The 14566-nt window shown below is 41.7% G+C and carries 18 protein-coding genes; 9 read left to right on the top strand and 9 right to left on the bottom strand.

Annotated features, from left to right (window positions below):
* Positions 1-773: 773 nt before the first annotated feature.
* From tnpC (OQE68_RS29050) to OQE68_RS29025, 6 genes are all read right to left on the bottom strand, one after another.
* Positions 774-2372: an IS66 family transposase gene (tnpC, locus tag OQE68_RS29050; protein WP_266195801.1), complete on the bottom strand. Its 1599-nt coding sequence runs from the start codon at positions 2370-2372 to the stop codon at positions 774-776.
* A gap of 85 nt (positions 2373-2457) precedes the next feature.
* Positions 2458-2790: an IS66 family insertion sequence element accessory protein TnpB gene (gene tnpB / locus OQE68_RS29045; protein WP_180571849.1), complete on the bottom strand. Its 333-nt coding sequence runs from the start codon at positions 2788-2790 to the stop codon at positions 2458-2460.
* 2 nt (positions 2791-2792) lie between these two features.
* Positions 2793-3176 carry a hypothetical protein gene (locus tag OQE68_RS29040; protein WP_180571848.1) on the bottom strand — a complete coding sequence of 128 codons (384 nt, stop codon included), beginning with the start codon at positions 3174-3176 and terminating at the stop codon, positions 2793-2795.
* A 287-nt stretch (positions 3177-3463) separates the two neighbouring features.
* Positions 3464-5062, bottom strand: coding sequence for an IS66 family transposase (gene tnpC, locus OQE68_RS29035; RefSeq protein WP_266195801.1), 1599 nt, complete (start codon positions 5060-5062; stop codon positions 3464-3466).
* Positions 5063-5147: 85 nt separating this feature from the next.
* Positions 5148-5480: an IS66 family insertion sequence element accessory protein TnpB gene (tnpB, locus tag OQE68_RS29030; protein ID WP_180571849.1), complete on the bottom strand. Its 333-nt coding sequence runs from the start codon at positions 5478-5480 to the stop codon at positions 5148-5150.
* Positions 5481-5482: 2 nt separating this feature from the next.
* Positions 5483-5866, bottom strand: a complete 384-nt coding sequence (locus OQE68_RS29025) for a hypothetical protein (RefSeq protein WP_180571848.1) — start codon at positions 5864-5866, stop codon at positions 5483-5485.
* A gap of 413 nt (positions 5867-6279) precedes the next feature.
* Between OQE68_RS29025 and OQE68_RS29020 the strand changes: the two genes are divergently transcribed.
* The 3 genes from OQE68_RS29020 to OQE68_RS29010 all read left to right on the top strand — a co-directional run bounded on the left by OQE68_RS29020 (position 6280) and on the right by OQE68_RS29010 (position 8262).
* The gene (locus OQE68_RS29020; RefSeq protein ID WP_266195955.1) at positions 6280-7023 is read left to right on the top strand and encodes a substrate-binding periplasmic protein; all 744 of its coding nucleotides are present in this window, start codon (positions 6280-6282) and stop codon (positions 7021-7023) included.
* A 208-nt stretch (positions 7024-7231) separates the two neighbouring features.
* Positions 7232-7477: a hypothetical protein gene (locus OQE68_RS29015; RefSeq protein WP_180571598.1), complete on the top strand. Its 246-nt coding sequence runs from the start codon at positions 7232-7234 to the stop codon at positions 7475-7477.
* Between the two features lie 35 nt (positions 7478-7512).
* Positions 7513-8262, top strand: coding sequence for a transporter substrate-binding domain-containing protein (locus tag OQE68_RS29010; protein ID WP_180571597.1), 750 nt, complete (start codon positions 7513-7515; stop codon positions 8260-8262).
* A gap of 314 nt (positions 8263-8576) precedes the next feature.
* Here the strand turns inward: OQE68_RS29010 and OQE68_RS29005 are convergent, their stop codons facing one another.
* From OQE68_RS29005 to OQE68_RS28995, 3 genes are all read right to left on the bottom strand, one after another.
* Entirely contained in the window at positions 8577-9395 is an 819-nt protein-coding gene (locus OQE68_RS29005) for a mechanosensitive ion channel family protein (protein WP_180571596.1), read from the bottom strand.
* 132 nt (positions 9396-9527) lie between these two features.
* Positions 9528-9734 carry a hypothetical protein gene (locus tag OQE68_RS29000; RefSeq protein WP_266195954.1) on the bottom strand — a complete coding sequence of 69 codons (207 nt, stop codon included), beginning with the start codon at positions 9732-9734 and terminating at the stop codon, positions 9528-9530.
* A 20-nt stretch (positions 9735-9754) separates the two neighbouring features.
* The gene (locus tag OQE68_RS28995) at positions 9755-10708 is read right to left on the bottom strand and encodes a DNA-binding protein (RefSeq protein ID WP_266195953.1); all 954 of its coding nucleotides are present in this window, start codon (positions 10706-10708) and stop codon (positions 9755-9757) included.
* 523 nt (positions 10709-11231) lie between these two features.
* On the opposite strand from OQE68_RS28995, the gene OQE68_RS28990 reads away from it, so the two are divergent.
* From OQE68_RS28990 to OQE68_RS28965, 6 genes are all read left to right on the top strand, one after another.
* Positions 11232-11708, top strand: coding sequence for a hypothetical protein (locus tag OQE68_RS28990; protein ID WP_180571553.1), 477 nt, complete (start codon positions 11232-11234; stop codon positions 11706-11708).
* Between the two features lie 67 nt (positions 11709-11775).
* A complete protein-coding gene (locus OQE68_RS28985; protein ID WP_180571552.1) occupies positions 11776-12207 on the top strand; it encodes a DUF4274 domain-containing protein in 432 nt (143 codons plus the stop codon).
* A 161-nt stretch (positions 12208-12368) separates the two neighbouring features.
* Positions 12369-12803 carry a hypothetical protein gene (locus tag OQE68_RS28980; protein ID WP_180571551.1) on the top strand — a complete coding sequence of 145 codons (435 nt, stop codon included), beginning with the start codon at positions 12369-12371 and terminating at the stop codon, positions 12801-12803.
* A gap of 327 nt (positions 12804-13130) precedes the next feature.
* The gene (locus OQE68_RS28975; RefSeq protein WP_180571550.1) at positions 13131-13397 is read left to right on the top strand and encodes a hypothetical protein; all 267 of its coding nucleotides are present in this window, start codon (positions 13131-13133) and stop codon (positions 13395-13397) included.
* Between the two features lie 71 nt (positions 13398-13468).
* Positions 13469-13858: a hypothetical protein gene (locus tag OQE68_RS28970; protein WP_180571549.1), complete on the top strand. Its 390-nt coding sequence runs from the start codon at positions 13469-13471 to the stop codon at positions 13856-13858.
* Between the two features lie 71 nt (positions 13859-13929).
* Positions 13930-14337, top strand: a complete 408-nt coding sequence (locus OQE68_RS28965; RefSeq protein ID WP_180571548.1) for a hypothetical protein — start codon at positions 13930-13932, stop codon at positions 14335-14337.
* The last annotated feature ends 229 nt before the right edge of the window (positions 14338-14566 follow it).

Raw genomic sequence — 14566 nt, 5'->3', positions numbered from 1 at the left:
ATTCAGCCATTTCTCACGCAAAAGCCTGAATTTTAAGTGAAAAGTGCGAAATAGCGTCCTGAACAATATGATTGTGCCAATAGCGTTACAATTGATCAGCCCGAAGTACACTACACAATTTGTCTGTTTCTTCTGAAGCTAGCGTATTATAAGGCTTCCAGGTATTTCGTAATGTATTATGTACCACGTAATATTACGCAATAGTACACTTCTTCTGCTAGATAAAATTTAACCAGGATAACCCACGTTAAAAAACATTATCATGGGTTAGAAAACAGCAGATGCTAAATGCTTACTGTAATGCCATTACAAATCAGTGAGTTATAGATTGAAGCTGTAAAATGTAAGGTTTAGGGGTTATCTGTTGTATAAATATTGCTAAGAAAATCAGCTGGTTATAAGAGAAGTGGCTGTTTTTGACCAGGATCGTGGCCACACCTCATTAAGGATCTATGTGAGTTATGTTTTTTGGAAAATTGGCCGTTGGTTAAGTAAATCATAGGTTAGTAGAGATATTGGAATAAGCCTGTTATACGCCAATAGCTCTGTATAGCCTGAATTCAAAGGGCTGTAGAAAATAGGGAGATTAATAATATGCTAAATCATGATGCAACATGTTTGATTGGCTACAGCACTATACTACTGTTTTCACTTGGGCTTGGCTCCTTTGCTACTACACAGTTGTTTGTTTTTGAACCTTTGAGCCAAAATTATAGTGAGCTTCCGAGCGGATAGTGTAAACAATTAAAATGGCTGACTTAGTGTAAATTAATTTATTTTTCTGCCTTAAAATCCCATGGCAACCATTGATCAGGATTGGCTTTAACAGCCGCTTTATTACGTTGAATGGCATTTAAATAATCAAACACGTTAATTCCTGCACTGGCAGCGGTAGCAATCACTGAAGTCAATACATCCGCTACATTGGCACCGGTTTGTGTTTTATAAAATAAACTATTTTTTCGACCTCGAACGATGAGTTTTAACATCGCTTCCATTAAGTTATTATCCAGTCGCGCGCCTACATGGGTACAAAACCGGGTAAGTCCCTCATAGTGTCGATCAAAGTAACAGATAGCTTTTCCTAGCCCACTATTGTCTTCAATTTTGCCACTTTGGATTAATTGATTACCCCATTCTCGTAGCGCAGCCATCACAGGCAAAGAGTGAGTCTGGTGATAGGCTAGCCGTTGTTCAGGTGACAACTGTTCCTGGACAACTGTTGCCTCATTAAGCCAGATCGTTTGGTATTGCTTAAGCACATACTCCACCTGTGTGGGGAAATGATTAAACACATCCGCAAATTGGCGGCGCCCATGGGTATTACAGAGCGAGCGAATGGTTTCGCAACCGCTTTGCGGGTTATTATTGGCTAAGGCATCGCTCATTAAAATGGGCGGGGGTTGATCAGGTGAACGCTTTTCCAGCAGTTCGTCAATGAGCTCACCGGCATGACCCACATTGGTTTGGAACAACACGATTTGGTGCTGATTGCTTAAATTCGCAATCACACCTGAGGCATAAATGCCTGTTCGTCGTTTGGCTTTTTTCTGTTTAAGCCGCTTTTTCATCACCGGGCCCTGTTTTAATATGCGGTGCCCCGTATCATCTAATAAATAATCGACGGCATTAGCCGCTAACTCTTTTAGCCGATCAAACAGTGGCGTCACATCATTTGCCACATAGCTGCTTTGATCATAAAAGGTAGAGCTACTGATGGCGACTCCTAACAACCCTTGTAAACATTCTTGCCGATAAAAAGGTGAGCCTGCAAAATATTTGCTTAACACCATTAATGAGCGCGCTGAGTAACCATATTGCTGCTGTGGTTCACCATCCACGGTGACCGCTTCAGGTAAAGGGGCAGTGAAATAGGCTCCGCACGCATTACAGCGGCGTTGTTCTGCTAAGTGTAGTTCTCGGGCATAGGGGCTCTGACCGGTAATACGCAACAAACGGGCGGGTTTAGTAGAATACAGTTTTCCTATTTCACAGGCAGGGCACACCTCACCACTTTGGTATTGAGTTAGCGCATGATTGATGGTCACCGGTGGTGTGGTGCTTTTCGGTTTAGGGGGACGCTGACGGGGTGGCTTAGCCAGCTTGTCCTTGCTCTCACCTGCTGTGGTATTTTCCCCACATAAATCACGTAGCTTTTCAGAGCTCATTTCAATACCCAGTGATTTACGCAGCTTATGGAGGGTAATTGAGTGGGTATGCAGTTGTTGCTGTAAATGCTCAAGGGTCATCAGCGCATCTAAAATATACTGATTATCCTCTTGGCTCAGCGATAAACCATAAGCTTGGGCTTCACTAATCCGCTGCTTCAGTGCTTGAAGTTCTGTGCGATTAATTGTAGTGGTTTGAGTCACTGCAATCCCTTTTTATTATTCACCCAGTAGCATACGCCTTTATACATAACACGCAAGTCGTATAATGAAAATCATGCTGCACTATTTAGCTCAAAGGCACTATTCGTGTTAACGCTTGCCCTCGTAATAAAAGACTGAGTTGTTTAGCCGCCAACGGGTTGATAGGGGCTGTTCCTGAAGGCCAGCCTAAAAAACGCCCTTTTGATAACCGTTTTGTCATTAGCCAAAAACCGGTGCCATCATAGTGGAGCGCTCGAACCATGGTCTTACTCCGATTAATGAAAACAAATACCACGCCTGAACGAGGATCTTGATTTAAAACCTGCTGGCATAAGGCAACAAACCCATCAATGCCTTTGCGAAAATCCGCCGGTTGGGTAGACAATAAAATACGTGAGGTGGCTGTTAATGCAATCATGCTTACCTCCTTCGCACCGCCTGTAATTCTCGCACGACAGCACTGAGCTGATGGCTGGTTAATTCACCTTCAACCACCAGTTGAGTATCGTCGCCAATACACACGGTCACACACAACAAGGAGGGTGTTTCTGGTGACTCGGGTAAAGGTATAAACTGATTAGCCTCAGGAGCCTCATCGACTTCGGGTGTTGACTGTTGCCAGCGCTTTAATGCTGAGTGACTTAACCCCAAGGTATTAATCACCTGGGATATGGGGTAATTCGCCAGCAATGCAATGGCTTGTTGGCGAAGGGTCAGTGGAACTTGCTTGCGACCCAGTTGAGGGTTATTTCGCCAAGTTTTAAACGCCGCTGCAACGCTTTCTAATGTGGGGGAAACTGACATAGGCTTACCTCTTAATAAGTGAGGTAGTCAGTTAATCAGATTTAAAAAGTTAAGTTGAGCTACGCTCTCGGAAGCTCACAAATTATATTCATTCATTAATAGCTGCGTTAGCTGGAATTCTAATCACGATACCTGCTTTGGTATTGATATTGGGTTGTTTACGGTCAGTAGGCAAAAATGGTTGGTTGGCATAAGAAAGGGTATTGAAAGATGGAAATATTGATAGATTGTGAGCTTCCGAGCGGATAGTGTAAACAATTAAAATGGCTGACTTAGTGTAAATTAATTTATTTTTCTGCCTTAAAATCCCATGGCAACCATTGATCAGGATTGGCTTTAACAGCCGCTTTATTACGTTGAATGGCATTTAAATAATCAAACACGTTAATTCCTGCACTGGCAGCGGTAGCAATCACTGAAGTCAATACATCCGCTACATTGGCACCGGTTTGTGTTTTATAAAATAAACTATTTTTTCGACCTCGAACGATGAGTTTTAACATCGCTTCCATTAAGTTATTATCCAGTCGCGCGCCTACATGGGTACAAAACCGGGTAAGTCCCTCATAGTGTCGATCAAAGTAACAGATAGCTTTTCCTAGCCCACTATTGTCTTCAATTTTGCCACTTTGGATTAATTGATTACCCCATTCTCGTAGCGCAGCCATCACAGGCAAAGAGTGAGTCTGGTGATAGGCTAGCCGTTGTTCAGGTGACAACTGTTCCTGGACAACTGTTGCCTCATTAAGCCAGATCGTTTGGTATTGCTTAAGCACATACTCCACCTGTGTGGGGAAATGATTAAACACATCCGCAAATTGGCGGCGCCCATGGGTATTACAGAGCGAGCGAATGGTTTCGCAACCGCTTTGCGGGTTATTATTGGCTAAGGCATCGCTCATTAAAATGGGCGGGGGTTGATCAGGTGAACGCTTTTCCAGCAGTTCGTCAATGAGCTCACCGGCATGACCCACATTGGTTTGGAACAACACGATTTGGTGCTGATTGCTTAAATTCGCAATCACACCTGAGGCATAAATGCCTGTTCGTCGTTTGGCTTTTTTCTGTTTAAGCCGCTTTTTCATCACCGGGCCCTGTTTTAATATGCGGTGCCCCGTATCATCTAATAAATAATCGACGGCATTAGCCGCTAACTCTTTTAGCCGATCAAACAGTGGCGTCACATCATTTGCCACATAGCTGCTTTGATCATAAAAGGTAGAGCTACTGATGGCGACTCCTAACAACCCTTGTAAACATTCTTGCCGATAAAAAGGTGAGCCTGCAAAATATTTGCTTAACACCATTAATGAGCGCGCTGAGTAACCATATTGCTGCTGTGGTTCACCATCCACGGTGACCGCTTCAGGTAAAGGGGCAGTGAAATAGGCTCCGCACGCATTACAGCGGCGTTGTTCTGCTAAGTGTAGTTCTCGGGCATAGGGGCTCTGACCGGTAATACGCAACAAACGGGCGGGTTTAGTAGAATACAGTTTTCCTATTTCACAGGCAGGGCACACCTCACCACTTTGGTATTGAGTTAGCGCATGATTGATGGTCACCGGTGGTGTGGTGCTTTTCGGTTTAGGGGGACGCTGACGGGGTGGCTTAGCCAGCTTGTCCTTGCTCTCACCTGCTGTGGTATTTTCCCCACATAAATCACGTAGCTTTTCAGAGCTCATTTCAATACCCAGTGATTTACGCAGCTTATGGAGGGTAATTGAGTGGGTATGCAGTTGTTGCTGTAAATGCTCAAGGGTCATCAGCGCATCTAAAATATACTGATTATCCTCTTGGCTCAGCGATAAACCATAAGCTTGGGCTTCACTAATCCGCTGCTTCAGTGCTTGAAGTTCTGTGCGATTAATTGTAGTGGTTTGAGTCACTGCAATCCCTTTTTATTATTCACCCAGTAGCATACGCCTTTATACATAACACGCAAGTCGTATAATGAAAATCATGCTGCACTATTTAGCTCAAAGGCACTATTCGTGTTAACGCTTGCCCTCGTAATAAAAGACTGAGTTGTTTAGCCGCCAACGGGTTGATAGGGGCTGTTCCTGAAGGCCAGCCTAAAAAACGCCCTTTTGATAACCGTTTTGTCATTAGCCAAAAACCGGTGCCATCATAGTGGAGCGCTCGAACCATGGTCTTACTCCGATTAATGAAAACAAATACCACGCCTGAACGAGGATCTTGATTTAAAACCTGCTGGCATAAGGCAACAAACCCATCAATGCCTTTGCGAAAATCCGCCGGTTGGGTAGACAATAAAATACGTGAGGTGGCTGTTAATGCAATCATGCTTACCTCCTTCGCACCGCCTGTAATTCTCGCACGACAGCACTGAGCTGATGGCTGGTTAATTCACCTTCAACCACCAGTTGAGTATCGTCGCCAATACACACGGTCACACACAACAAGGAGGGTGTTTCTGGTGACTCGGGTAAAGGTATAAACTGATTAGCCTCAGGAGCCTCATCGACTTCGGGTGTTGACTGTTGCCAGCGCTTTAATGCTGAGTGACTTAACCCCAAGGTATTAATCACCTGGGATATGGGGTAATTCGCCAGCAATGCAATGGCTTGTTGGCGAAGGGTCAGTGGAACTTGCTTGCGACCCAGTTGAGGGTTATTTCGCCAAGTTTTAAACGCCGCTGCAACGCTTTCTAATGTGGGGGAAACTGACATAGGCTTACCTCTTAATAAGTGAGGTAGTCAGTTAATCAGATTTAAAAAGTTAAGTTGAGCTACGCTCTCGGAAGCTCACATAACTATAACTTTAAAGCAGGAGATTTTGGCGGGTTTTACTTGACCACTTGTATCTTTCACTGATGGGGTTTAGATATAAATGGGTGTGGAAGTGTTTGAAATGTAAATACCTTTCACCTTTGATGTGGACCGACGGCTGACTCTTTAAATTCAGCAGTATAGTTTTTAGACTTCTTTTTAGACATATGGACACACCTCTAGTTGGGACTAATATTACCCGTGTTTGTGTGTCCGGAAAACTATAGGCAGATTAATATTATGTTGGTGTGAGACCAATAGGTTACATATACTTAGTAGCTGATCCTCTTTGATTTCTAACAAGGATCTGCTTGATGGCTCAGTACCTCCATTTATTCATATCGATAGTGATACTCTTATCTTTAAGTGCTCATGGGGTTTGTGAAAATATTTGGCATATATCTACAGGCCCAGATTTTGAGACAGATATTGACTCACAAGTGATTTCGATAGTCGTTAAGCAAGCATATGAACTTTCGAAGGAAAAAGTTAGGATTACCTCTTCCCCTTCATGGAAAAGATCTTTAATCGAAGCTAATGCTGGCCGTGTAGACGGAGAACTTTACCGTATCAAGGGTATTAGTAAGAAGTTTCCAAATTTAGTTATCATCCCGATCCCTGTAGGCAATGTATCTGCATTGGCTTTTACCAACAAAGAGAAATTAAAATCACTCAAAATAGATAGCTGGAATAGCCTAAGTAATCATAGTATTGGGATATTGAATGGTATTTTATATATTGAGGATGAATCGAAAAAAAATAATTTAAAAATGATTGAAAAAGTTCAAACCTATGACCAATTATTGAATGTTGTTTATTTTAATAGGGTTGACTTTGGCGTATGGTCTTACCCTACCTATCTCTCCTTTATTAAAGATAAACGATTTAATCAACTACATATATTTAAGACACCTTTATCTGTGGAATATTTATATCATTACATACATAAAAAAAATAAAAACTTAATAGTAAAGCTAACTAATGCATTAGGAATTATGCAAGAAAATGGAGAAATTAAAAAAATAAGGAAAGAGTTCATTGATCAACTATATAAGTAATGGGAGTCAATTAATAATGTGAATTCGGTGAAAAAACTGTCCTAATTGATCAAAACAAGATCGTTTTGATTGTTTGTTTTACCAATGGATGGCTTTTGCACCGAATTCATGTTACTTAGGGTCACGTCAACGTTAAAAAAGGATATACACAATCACTAAAGATACCCTCTATTCTTGTTTATTAAGTGTCGCAAGCAAGGGGGCATCCATGCCAAACATCAAACCATCGCGTAGGGTGAACAATAACGCTAGTAAAACCATTGAGCAGCAAATCAGCGCTTTTCTTAAATCGGGAGGTCAAATAATCCAAGTCCCTTACGGCCAGAGTGGTAGACCCAGTATCGCTGAACTGAAAAAGCAAGGTAAAGAGGGTGTCACGCTAACGAAGTCAATAACGGACTGGAATCAAACGCCAGCATGCTCATCGATAAACAACACTAAATCTCAGCAATGAAGCTTATCTTGTGGGCTTGTTTGCTAGCTATGAACATGGCTTCTTCAGCTAACATGCTGACATTTGCGGTAGCTAAATGGCCACCGTATTTCGATGATGAAAGGCCTGACCAAGGTACGCTCGCCATGCAGTTAACCTTGCAATTCCGTGAGGCGGGCATTGACGTACATTATCATTGGTATGATAGCTGGAAAGCTGCTTATAACCATGCACAGGCTGCAAATGTGAAAGCATCGCCGGGCTGGATATGTAACCAAACGCGAGCCAAACAGTTTTATTTTTCTTATCCTATTTATGCGATTAAAACCGTTTTTTTTCACCTAAAGACAACGCCAGTTCAGTGGGAAACCCTGGCTGATTTAAAAGATATAGGGCCGATAGCTATTACAGCATCCTACTATTTTGGCCGGCAATTTGAAGAGGCTGCCAAAACCCATCAGTTACAGTTACGCCAGGTACGAATAGAACGACTCACATTTAACTTATTATTGAAAGAGCGAGTGGCGCTAGTACCCATGCCGCTTGATAATGGCCTATTAATTCTTAATAAATATTTCTCAGAAGCAGATCGTCGAAAAATTACTTATCATGAAAAAAATACGGATAAAAGTTATTTGCATATTATGGTACCTAAACAGCAACCGGGTGCACTACGACTTTATCTTCGTATCAACCAGGTATTAATCAATTCGGCAAAGAAACTCATGGATAAGAAAGGGCGCCTTTTACAATTTGCTAAACTCTGTCCAGGTATTCAGCAGCCGGGTTGGGCATTTAGTCCATAAACTATTAGTTGATCGGCATCAAAGGGAGCAAATAGCTATATCAGTAGGATTATTAGTTATTTGCTTAGCGTAAAAGCACCGAGTCATCTGTTACATAGCGCCACTCCCTTTCAATGAATAGCACTGATGTCCTTGCTGCAAGATAGAATTTTGAGCAACTTTATTTAGGCTTGTTATGCAGACTCTGCTGGTAAAGCTGCATTCAGTTTTGTCGTTTGTACATGTTCCCCCGGCAAGCATGCAGTAATAAATATTTTTAGTACCTATACATACACACCCTTACCGTGGGTAGACAGTTCAATAATATCGATTGGCTATTTATCTTTATGAAGATGTATGTCCATTTGTGGAAAAGGAATGGAAATATTTGCCTCATCCAAGGCGAGTTTAATCTTTTCTACTAACTCAAAATAAGTTGGCCAGTAATCTACTGTATTAACCCATGGGCGAACAGCAAAATTAACGCTAGAGTCCGCCAGTTCCAAGACAGCTACTGTATAGCCTGGATCTTTAAGTACCCGTACATCCGCATCAAGTATTGAAGAAAGCACTTGTTTGGCTTCCTTAAGGTTAGCTTCGTACCCTACACCGATTACCAAATCAATACGACGGGTTTTTTCTCGAGAATAATTGACAATAGCATCAGACATAACAGAAGAGTTAGGCATTATTATGACTTTATTATCAGGGGTACGCAGCTCCGTTGAAAATATTTCTATTTTAGTAACAGTACCCGACTGGCCGCCAGCCTCAATATAGTCTCCAGATTTAAATGGGCGTAAAAGTATAATCAAAACACCTGAAGCAAAATTCGATAATGAACCTTGCAAAGCCAAACCAACGGCAAGACCTGCAGCACCTAAAATGGCAATAAAAGAGGTGGTTTCAATCCCTACTTGCGAAAGCGCCATCAAGACTGTTGCAGCAAGAACAATGGCATAGACAATACTGGATACAAAAGAGCCTACAGCCTTATCAACCCTGCGACTATTAAAAGCCTTTTCAGTCAACTTACCACACAACTTAGCAACTCGAATTCCAACAAGTAGGACGACAAAAGCTAGTGCGATCTGTATTGCATACTCAATTAGCATATCTGAGTTTTCATTCACCCAATTTAATGCAGACTCCATTTTACCTCCTTACGACTAGATGAAGAACTGAAGGGTAGATCAAAAATCGCTCAGTATATCCAAATGCATCAAGGCGGTAATTGGTTATATATTTTTTTTTCAAGAACAGTGATCGAATAAGCAGGGTTATGATCAATTAAGGGTAGGGGCCATATCTTTGGCTGTGCTAAAGGGCACTGGATGAATACGTAAAGGTTGATCCCCCATAATGTCGGTGAGAGCCTGTTGTAGTTCCTCTTGTTGCTGGTCGGTCAGGCTAACGGCATGCAATTGACCATTATCCATTTCGACTACCAGCCGAAACCACAGGGGTTTTTCTTCATATTGGTCTGACATCATTGGTTTCCTTATGGGTAGCGTTATTTTTTGGTTGATTTGTCAGTGGGCTTAGCAGGTTGACTGCTTTGGGCTTCCAATACCGCCAGCCGAGCGGTTGTCGCAGATTCCAACCGAGTACAGGCTTCATATTTTGCTAGCAGGTCTTCATAACGGCGTTGATGGTTGAGAATGTCTGATTCTAGCCGGCTAATTTGTTTATCTTGCTCTTGCACTTTAGTTTCCATTTTGGCGGCTTCTTCATAGCGGCCGAGCAAATTGTCATAACGGGATTGCAAGGCAGTTAAAGCCTGTTTGTCCTCAGCCAATTCCGTATCGAGTCGGTCAATCGCTTTGCTCTGTTCTTTTGCGACGGCTTCGGCGGTGGCGGCGGCTTTTTCTGCGGTGGTTAAAGCAGATTTGAGCTGTTCTAACTCCTGGCGCAGTTCATCGCCACGCTGTTCGGCTTTCTCGACGGCGATGTCAGCCCGCTCTACCTGCATTTGGGCTTTAGCCGATTCGGTACGAGCGATTTCCTGGGCCCGTAAGGCCTCATCCAGCTTACTGTTTAGGGCTTTATTTTGGGTTTCTAGGTCATCGGCCCGGCGCTGAGTGGCGGCTAATTGCTTTTCCAGTTCCAGGGTTTTGGCTTCGGACTGTGCTAACAGGGTATTTTTTTCGTGTTTTAACACCTTGATCTTATCTTCATAGGCATTCAACCCCCGAAAGGCTTCTTGGAGCTGTTCTTTGGCATCAACCAGGGCAGCCTCCTGTTTTTGGGTCGCATTATCCACGGCTTCCAGCATGGCTTTTTTAATTGTGCCGATGACCGACTGAGGCAGGTCAAGCTCGGTATTGGCGGCGGCTTGTTGGCGCTCTTTCCAAGTATTGATATGGCGGAGTAGCGTTGAGGTGCTGCCGGTGCCCAGTATCTCTCGTACATTACGCTGGTTCGGCTTTAGACCTTCCCGATAAAGCTTCTCGCACACTTGGGCCACTTCATCGTAGCTCACCCCTTCTCTTGCCATGATTGCCCCTTAATCATATCGATTCATATCATATTAATCGTATCATATCGTATCGAATTAAAATGACAAGCCAATTTAAGCGCGAAAACGCTGAATCGTTGAAAAAACGGACAAAAAACGAGGGGTGGGGTGGATGACTATCATAAGATAGATAATAGTGGCCGATAACTAAGCTTATCGGTCATATTTAGATAAAAATGTAATAAAAATCAAATTTTGATAATAAAAAATACCAAAATCCGTATTATGATACTGTTGTATATAAAAACATCCGAATCTTGGACTTATCGGCTATTTTTGAAATGGCTTGAGGGGAGGGAGCAGGAAAATAGAGCACTGGGCAGCCCTGAAAGCTGAGTGGTTGAATTTGGTGCACGTCAGAAGAGTTAGACCTATTAGGGAGTTTCAGTCAGAATACCCCGCCTATAAATACGTCAGTGCGATACTCGCTACTAGTTAGTTATTTTAAATCAGCTGTATATAATGGATAAAGATGCAAACTGTATTTTACACAACTATTATCTCATTTTTTCTAACTGGCTGTGCAGGTGGATATTTTTATCCTGCAACAACAAATACAAAAGTTACAGTTTATCCACAGGCATTTTCGTTTCATCAAAACCCCTTTAACTGCATATTTACTCCTGGAGATACGCCTATATCTGAGTCATCTTTAGTTAGCATTGTAGGAAAACCTGATGACAGAAAAACGGATAATGATGTGGAGTATCTTTACTATAACGAAGAATTAATTTGGACTGGAGTTGTGGGACAAGTAACTATTTTACCACTTCCAATAATATTTCCTGCTAACAAGCAATACTGTCGTTTAAAGATTGTTGGAGGGGAAGTTATAGAAGGTGCGAAAGTTGAGGGCAATAAGGTCAAAGGTTTCTTATGTGGTTTACTTTACGATGGAGGTTACAATAATGGCCGACTTGCCTGTGAAACAGTAACTAATCAGCGCTAAACTTATCAGGCAAACCTTTCGTAATATTTTGCGTCAGAGTGACGTTAATTAATAGCTAACACTCAAAATGAAATCAGAAGCTGAAGACAAGATAATCGATACATTACTCTATGAATTTCGAGAGTTATCCGATGCACTTAATGATATTAATTCTCTAGGGGAGACAGCTCTTTTCGAATTTATTGAGAACTACAACTGGGATGATGGCTTTGAATTGCCTCAAGCGATAGTTCATCACCCTAGCTGCGATTTGGCGTTGGCGCTTGAAATGTTTTGGTTGTCCGAGTCCTTCAATTGGTTAGAGTTTGATGAGCCTGAGGATTCCGAAAGGAAGTGGTACGAATTTTCTAGGAAACTGCTAGAAAAAATATTGGACGGCGATTACAAGCTGGGAGGTAATAGATTCATTGGGGTAGATAAGTACTTTTCTAAAGTAGATCTACATATATGGAAAAAACGAGGGTTGCCAAGTGTTCTATTCGAAAGCATTGGTCAGTAAAGTGTTAACAAGGCCAGGCACAATTGCTCCTTCGGCGCGGGACCTCCGCACTGCGTGCCCGATCAGTGATGGCATTTAATCGGGTAAGAGCTAGTATCTAGCCAGCTCTCCAAATCATTGTTAGAGTGATGTTCATTAATAGTTAAATTTACAAAGAGATAATGAGCAATAGAGCAATATTTAGGTTAGCAGTAATTGGGCTTTTAGTTTTTGAATTAGCTATCAGCGTAGCGTTGTACTTCTTTGATGATGGGGCCTTAGATCCTGCCTGGGAGATATTACCACAAGCAATTGATTGGCAAAGTTATTTAGAATCAAACTTGACTATTTCAATCATTGCAGGTCTTTCACTAATTATTGTCTTGCTAGCCTCTTTGGTTGGTATGCTAATGTTCAAAAGTTGGGGACGTTGGCTTTATTTAATTAGCACCCTACTAATATTTCCAGTAACAATAGTTACAGGCCCAACAATCTATTATGGTTGGGAAGTTGCGTTATGGGATATAGTCAACATGGTAAATGGGGCAATTATGTTAGCCATGTTTCTGCCTCCTATAAGCAATGAGTTTAATCGGGTAAAAGCTGCTCCTAGCTAACTCTCCCACATGGTTCTTGGTGCAGGGTCCTCTCTACTAACCTGCTTGATATATAATCAAACTATTATATATATCCTGATAACTGCCACTAATTGCTGTTATCGGCGGGTTTTGGGTTGACTTGAGATAAAGTAGTTTAGAAATAGAGCACTGAGCAGCCCTAAGAGCCGGGTGGTTGAATTTGATACACGGCAGAAGGGTTAGACCTATCAGCTAGTTTCCGTCAAAATACTTTCCCATCTTAGACTACAAATTTCGCGTACATTATTAGGAGATCATATTATTACTAATTGTGAAGACGCACGAAGTATAAAACAGTGCATAGAAATGGCTACTTGCGATGCCTATGGTGAGGATGAGCAAATATCCGGTTGGTTGGTATGTTTTGAAGATGTTTTCAAAGATGTTGAAGAAATTGAAGTTCTTGGTGAAGTTGTGCAACTTACAGGTTTCGACATTGTAGGCACAACAGTGGTTGCAGTTTGCACTAAAAGTAAAAAGAAGGCTAGAGTAACGATTGACTCAATCTTGCCGCTAGGTGTAACAAGAACCCAGAAACTATGGTTAAGAGCTTGGAAGTCTTGGCAAAACTAATCGGAAAAGAGCTAGGTACCTAGCCAGCTCTACTAAATCAAAGTGACGTTTATTTATAGTTATGCATACATATGAAGGCTGAAGAAATAATCACCAAAAAAATATTATCCGAGTTTACCGTAGATAATAGCGTTACTGATGATTGGATAGAGTCGAATGCTTATACCTTTGAGGGTGTTTCTTTGAAGGAAGCAATCAAATATCTTCCTTCATTCATGATTTATGTATTAAGGACATTTCGTAGTGATCAACAGTCAATGGTTTATATGCAACTTCTTTTCACCCTGAATGAATATAGTAAGTGTAAGAATGCTGGCGACTCTAATTTAGGGCTTTGGTTTATGCTCAACAGTCGGCAAAAGGTAGTCGTCTTGGATTTTTTAGTCCATATACTACACAATCAGTCGGCAAACATTGATGAAGGCGAGCTTCGGAAAATAGTAAGAAGGTGGACAAAGTAAGAACTGGTATCTAGTAATCTCCCCTTGCAATCCAGCGTCATAGTGACGTTCATTAATAGTTAGGTTTGTAAATGGATCATTGGACTCAACGTGAACAAGAATACGAAAAACAATGGGATGAAAAATTTTCTAACATCCCAATTAATTTTATCGACAAAAAACTGTTTTGGGATCAGTTTGAGTCAGAATATAGGCCAGCTAAACGCTTTTTCGATAATGTGCAATTAATTTACATAAATACAACTTTTGAAGATATTAGATCAAGAGTAAAAACTGCTCCTGTATTTTCGCCATTTGAAGAAGATTTTCCAGGACCTGTGGAACGTTGGTATGGTGTCGTAAAAGGCAACCTTTTTACACTTACCTACTACTACGGTATTGAAAAGTCGATGGCTATTGCATGCGAAAGTGATTCATCGGTAAAAGAACTAATAGAACAAACAATGAAAGACTTGTTGAGCATCGATCCTTATGGCTGAGCAAGGAAAACCTAATCGGGTAAGAGCTGGTATCTAGCCAGCTCTCCCCACACCACCCTGTACCCCTAAGGGTTTCTCCATATCAAGCCTGATCACACTACAACCAAACTGTCATATATTTCCAGGTAACTGCCGACAAAAGGGTTTATCGGCTGTTTTGTGTCCCCTTGGCTAGCATGCGTAGAATGAAAATTTTTTATGGCTCAGCAGACTTACCGAGGGGACACTA

The sequence above is a fragment of the Spartinivicinus marinus genome (assembly GCF_026309355.1).
Lineage (GTDB): Bacteria > Pseudomonadota > Gammaproteobacteria > Pseudomonadales > Zooshikellaceae > Spartinivicinus > Spartinivicinus marinus.
Note: the sequence above shows the minus strand (reverse complement) of the source record. Positions and strands in the feature narration are given on the sequence as shown.

Coding starts and splice junctions, on each gene's coding strand:
- tnpB (WP_180571849.1), bottom strand. CDS start 2,790: ATGATTGCATTAACAGCCACCTCACGTATTTTATTGTCTACCCAACCG.
- OQE68_RS29040 (WP_180571848.1), bottom strand. CDS start 3,176: ATGTCAGTTTCCCCCACATTAGAAAGCGTTGCAGCGGCGTTTAAAACT.
- tnpB (WP_180571849.1), bottom strand. CDS start 5,480: ATGATTGCATTAACAGCCACCTCACGTATTTTATTGTCTACCCAACCG.
- OQE68_RS29025 (WP_180571848.1), bottom strand. CDS start 5,866: ATGTCAGTTTCCCCCACATTAGAAAGCGTTGCAGCGGCGTTTAAAACT.
- OQE68_RS29020 (WP_266195955.1), top strand. CDS start 6,280: ATGGCTCAGTACCTCCATTTATTCATATCGATAGTGATACTCTTATCT.
- OQE68_RS29015 (WP_180571598.1), top strand. CDS start 7,232: ATGCCAAACATCAAACCATCGCGTAGGGTGAACAATAACGCTAGTAAA.
- OQE68_RS29010 (WP_180571597.1), top strand. CDS start 7,513: ATGGCTTCTTCAGCTAACATGCTGACATTTGCGGTAGCTAAATGGCCA.
- OQE68_RS29005 (WP_180571596.1), bottom strand. CDS start 9,395: ATGGAGTCTGCATTAAATTGGGTGAATGAAAACTCAGATATGCTAATT.
- OQE68_RS29000 (WP_266195954.1), bottom strand. CDS start 9,734: ATGATGTCAGACCAATATGAAGAAAAACCCCTGTGGTTTCGGCTGGTA.
- OQE68_RS28990 (WP_180571553.1), top strand. CDS start 11,232: ATGCAAACTGTATTTTACACAACTATTATCTCATTTTTTCTAACTGGC.
- OQE68_RS28985 (WP_180571552.1), top strand. CDS start 11,776: ATGAAATCAGAAGCTGAAGACAAGATAATCGATACATTACTCTATGAA.
- OQE68_RS28980 (WP_180571551.1), top strand. CDS start 12,369: ATGAGCAATAGAGCAATATTTAGGTTAGCAGTAATTGGGCTTTTAGTT.
- OQE68_RS28975 (WP_180571550.1), top strand. CDS start 13,131: ATGGCTACTTGCGATGCCTATGGTGAGGATGAGCAAATATCCGGTTGG.
- OQE68_RS28970 (WP_180571549.1), top strand. CDS start 13,469: ATGAAGGCTGAAGAAATAATCACCAAAAAAATATTATCCGAGTTTACC.
- OQE68_RS28965 (WP_180571548.1), top strand. CDS start 13,930: ATGGATCATTGGACTCAACGTGAACAAGAATACGAAAAACAATGGGAT.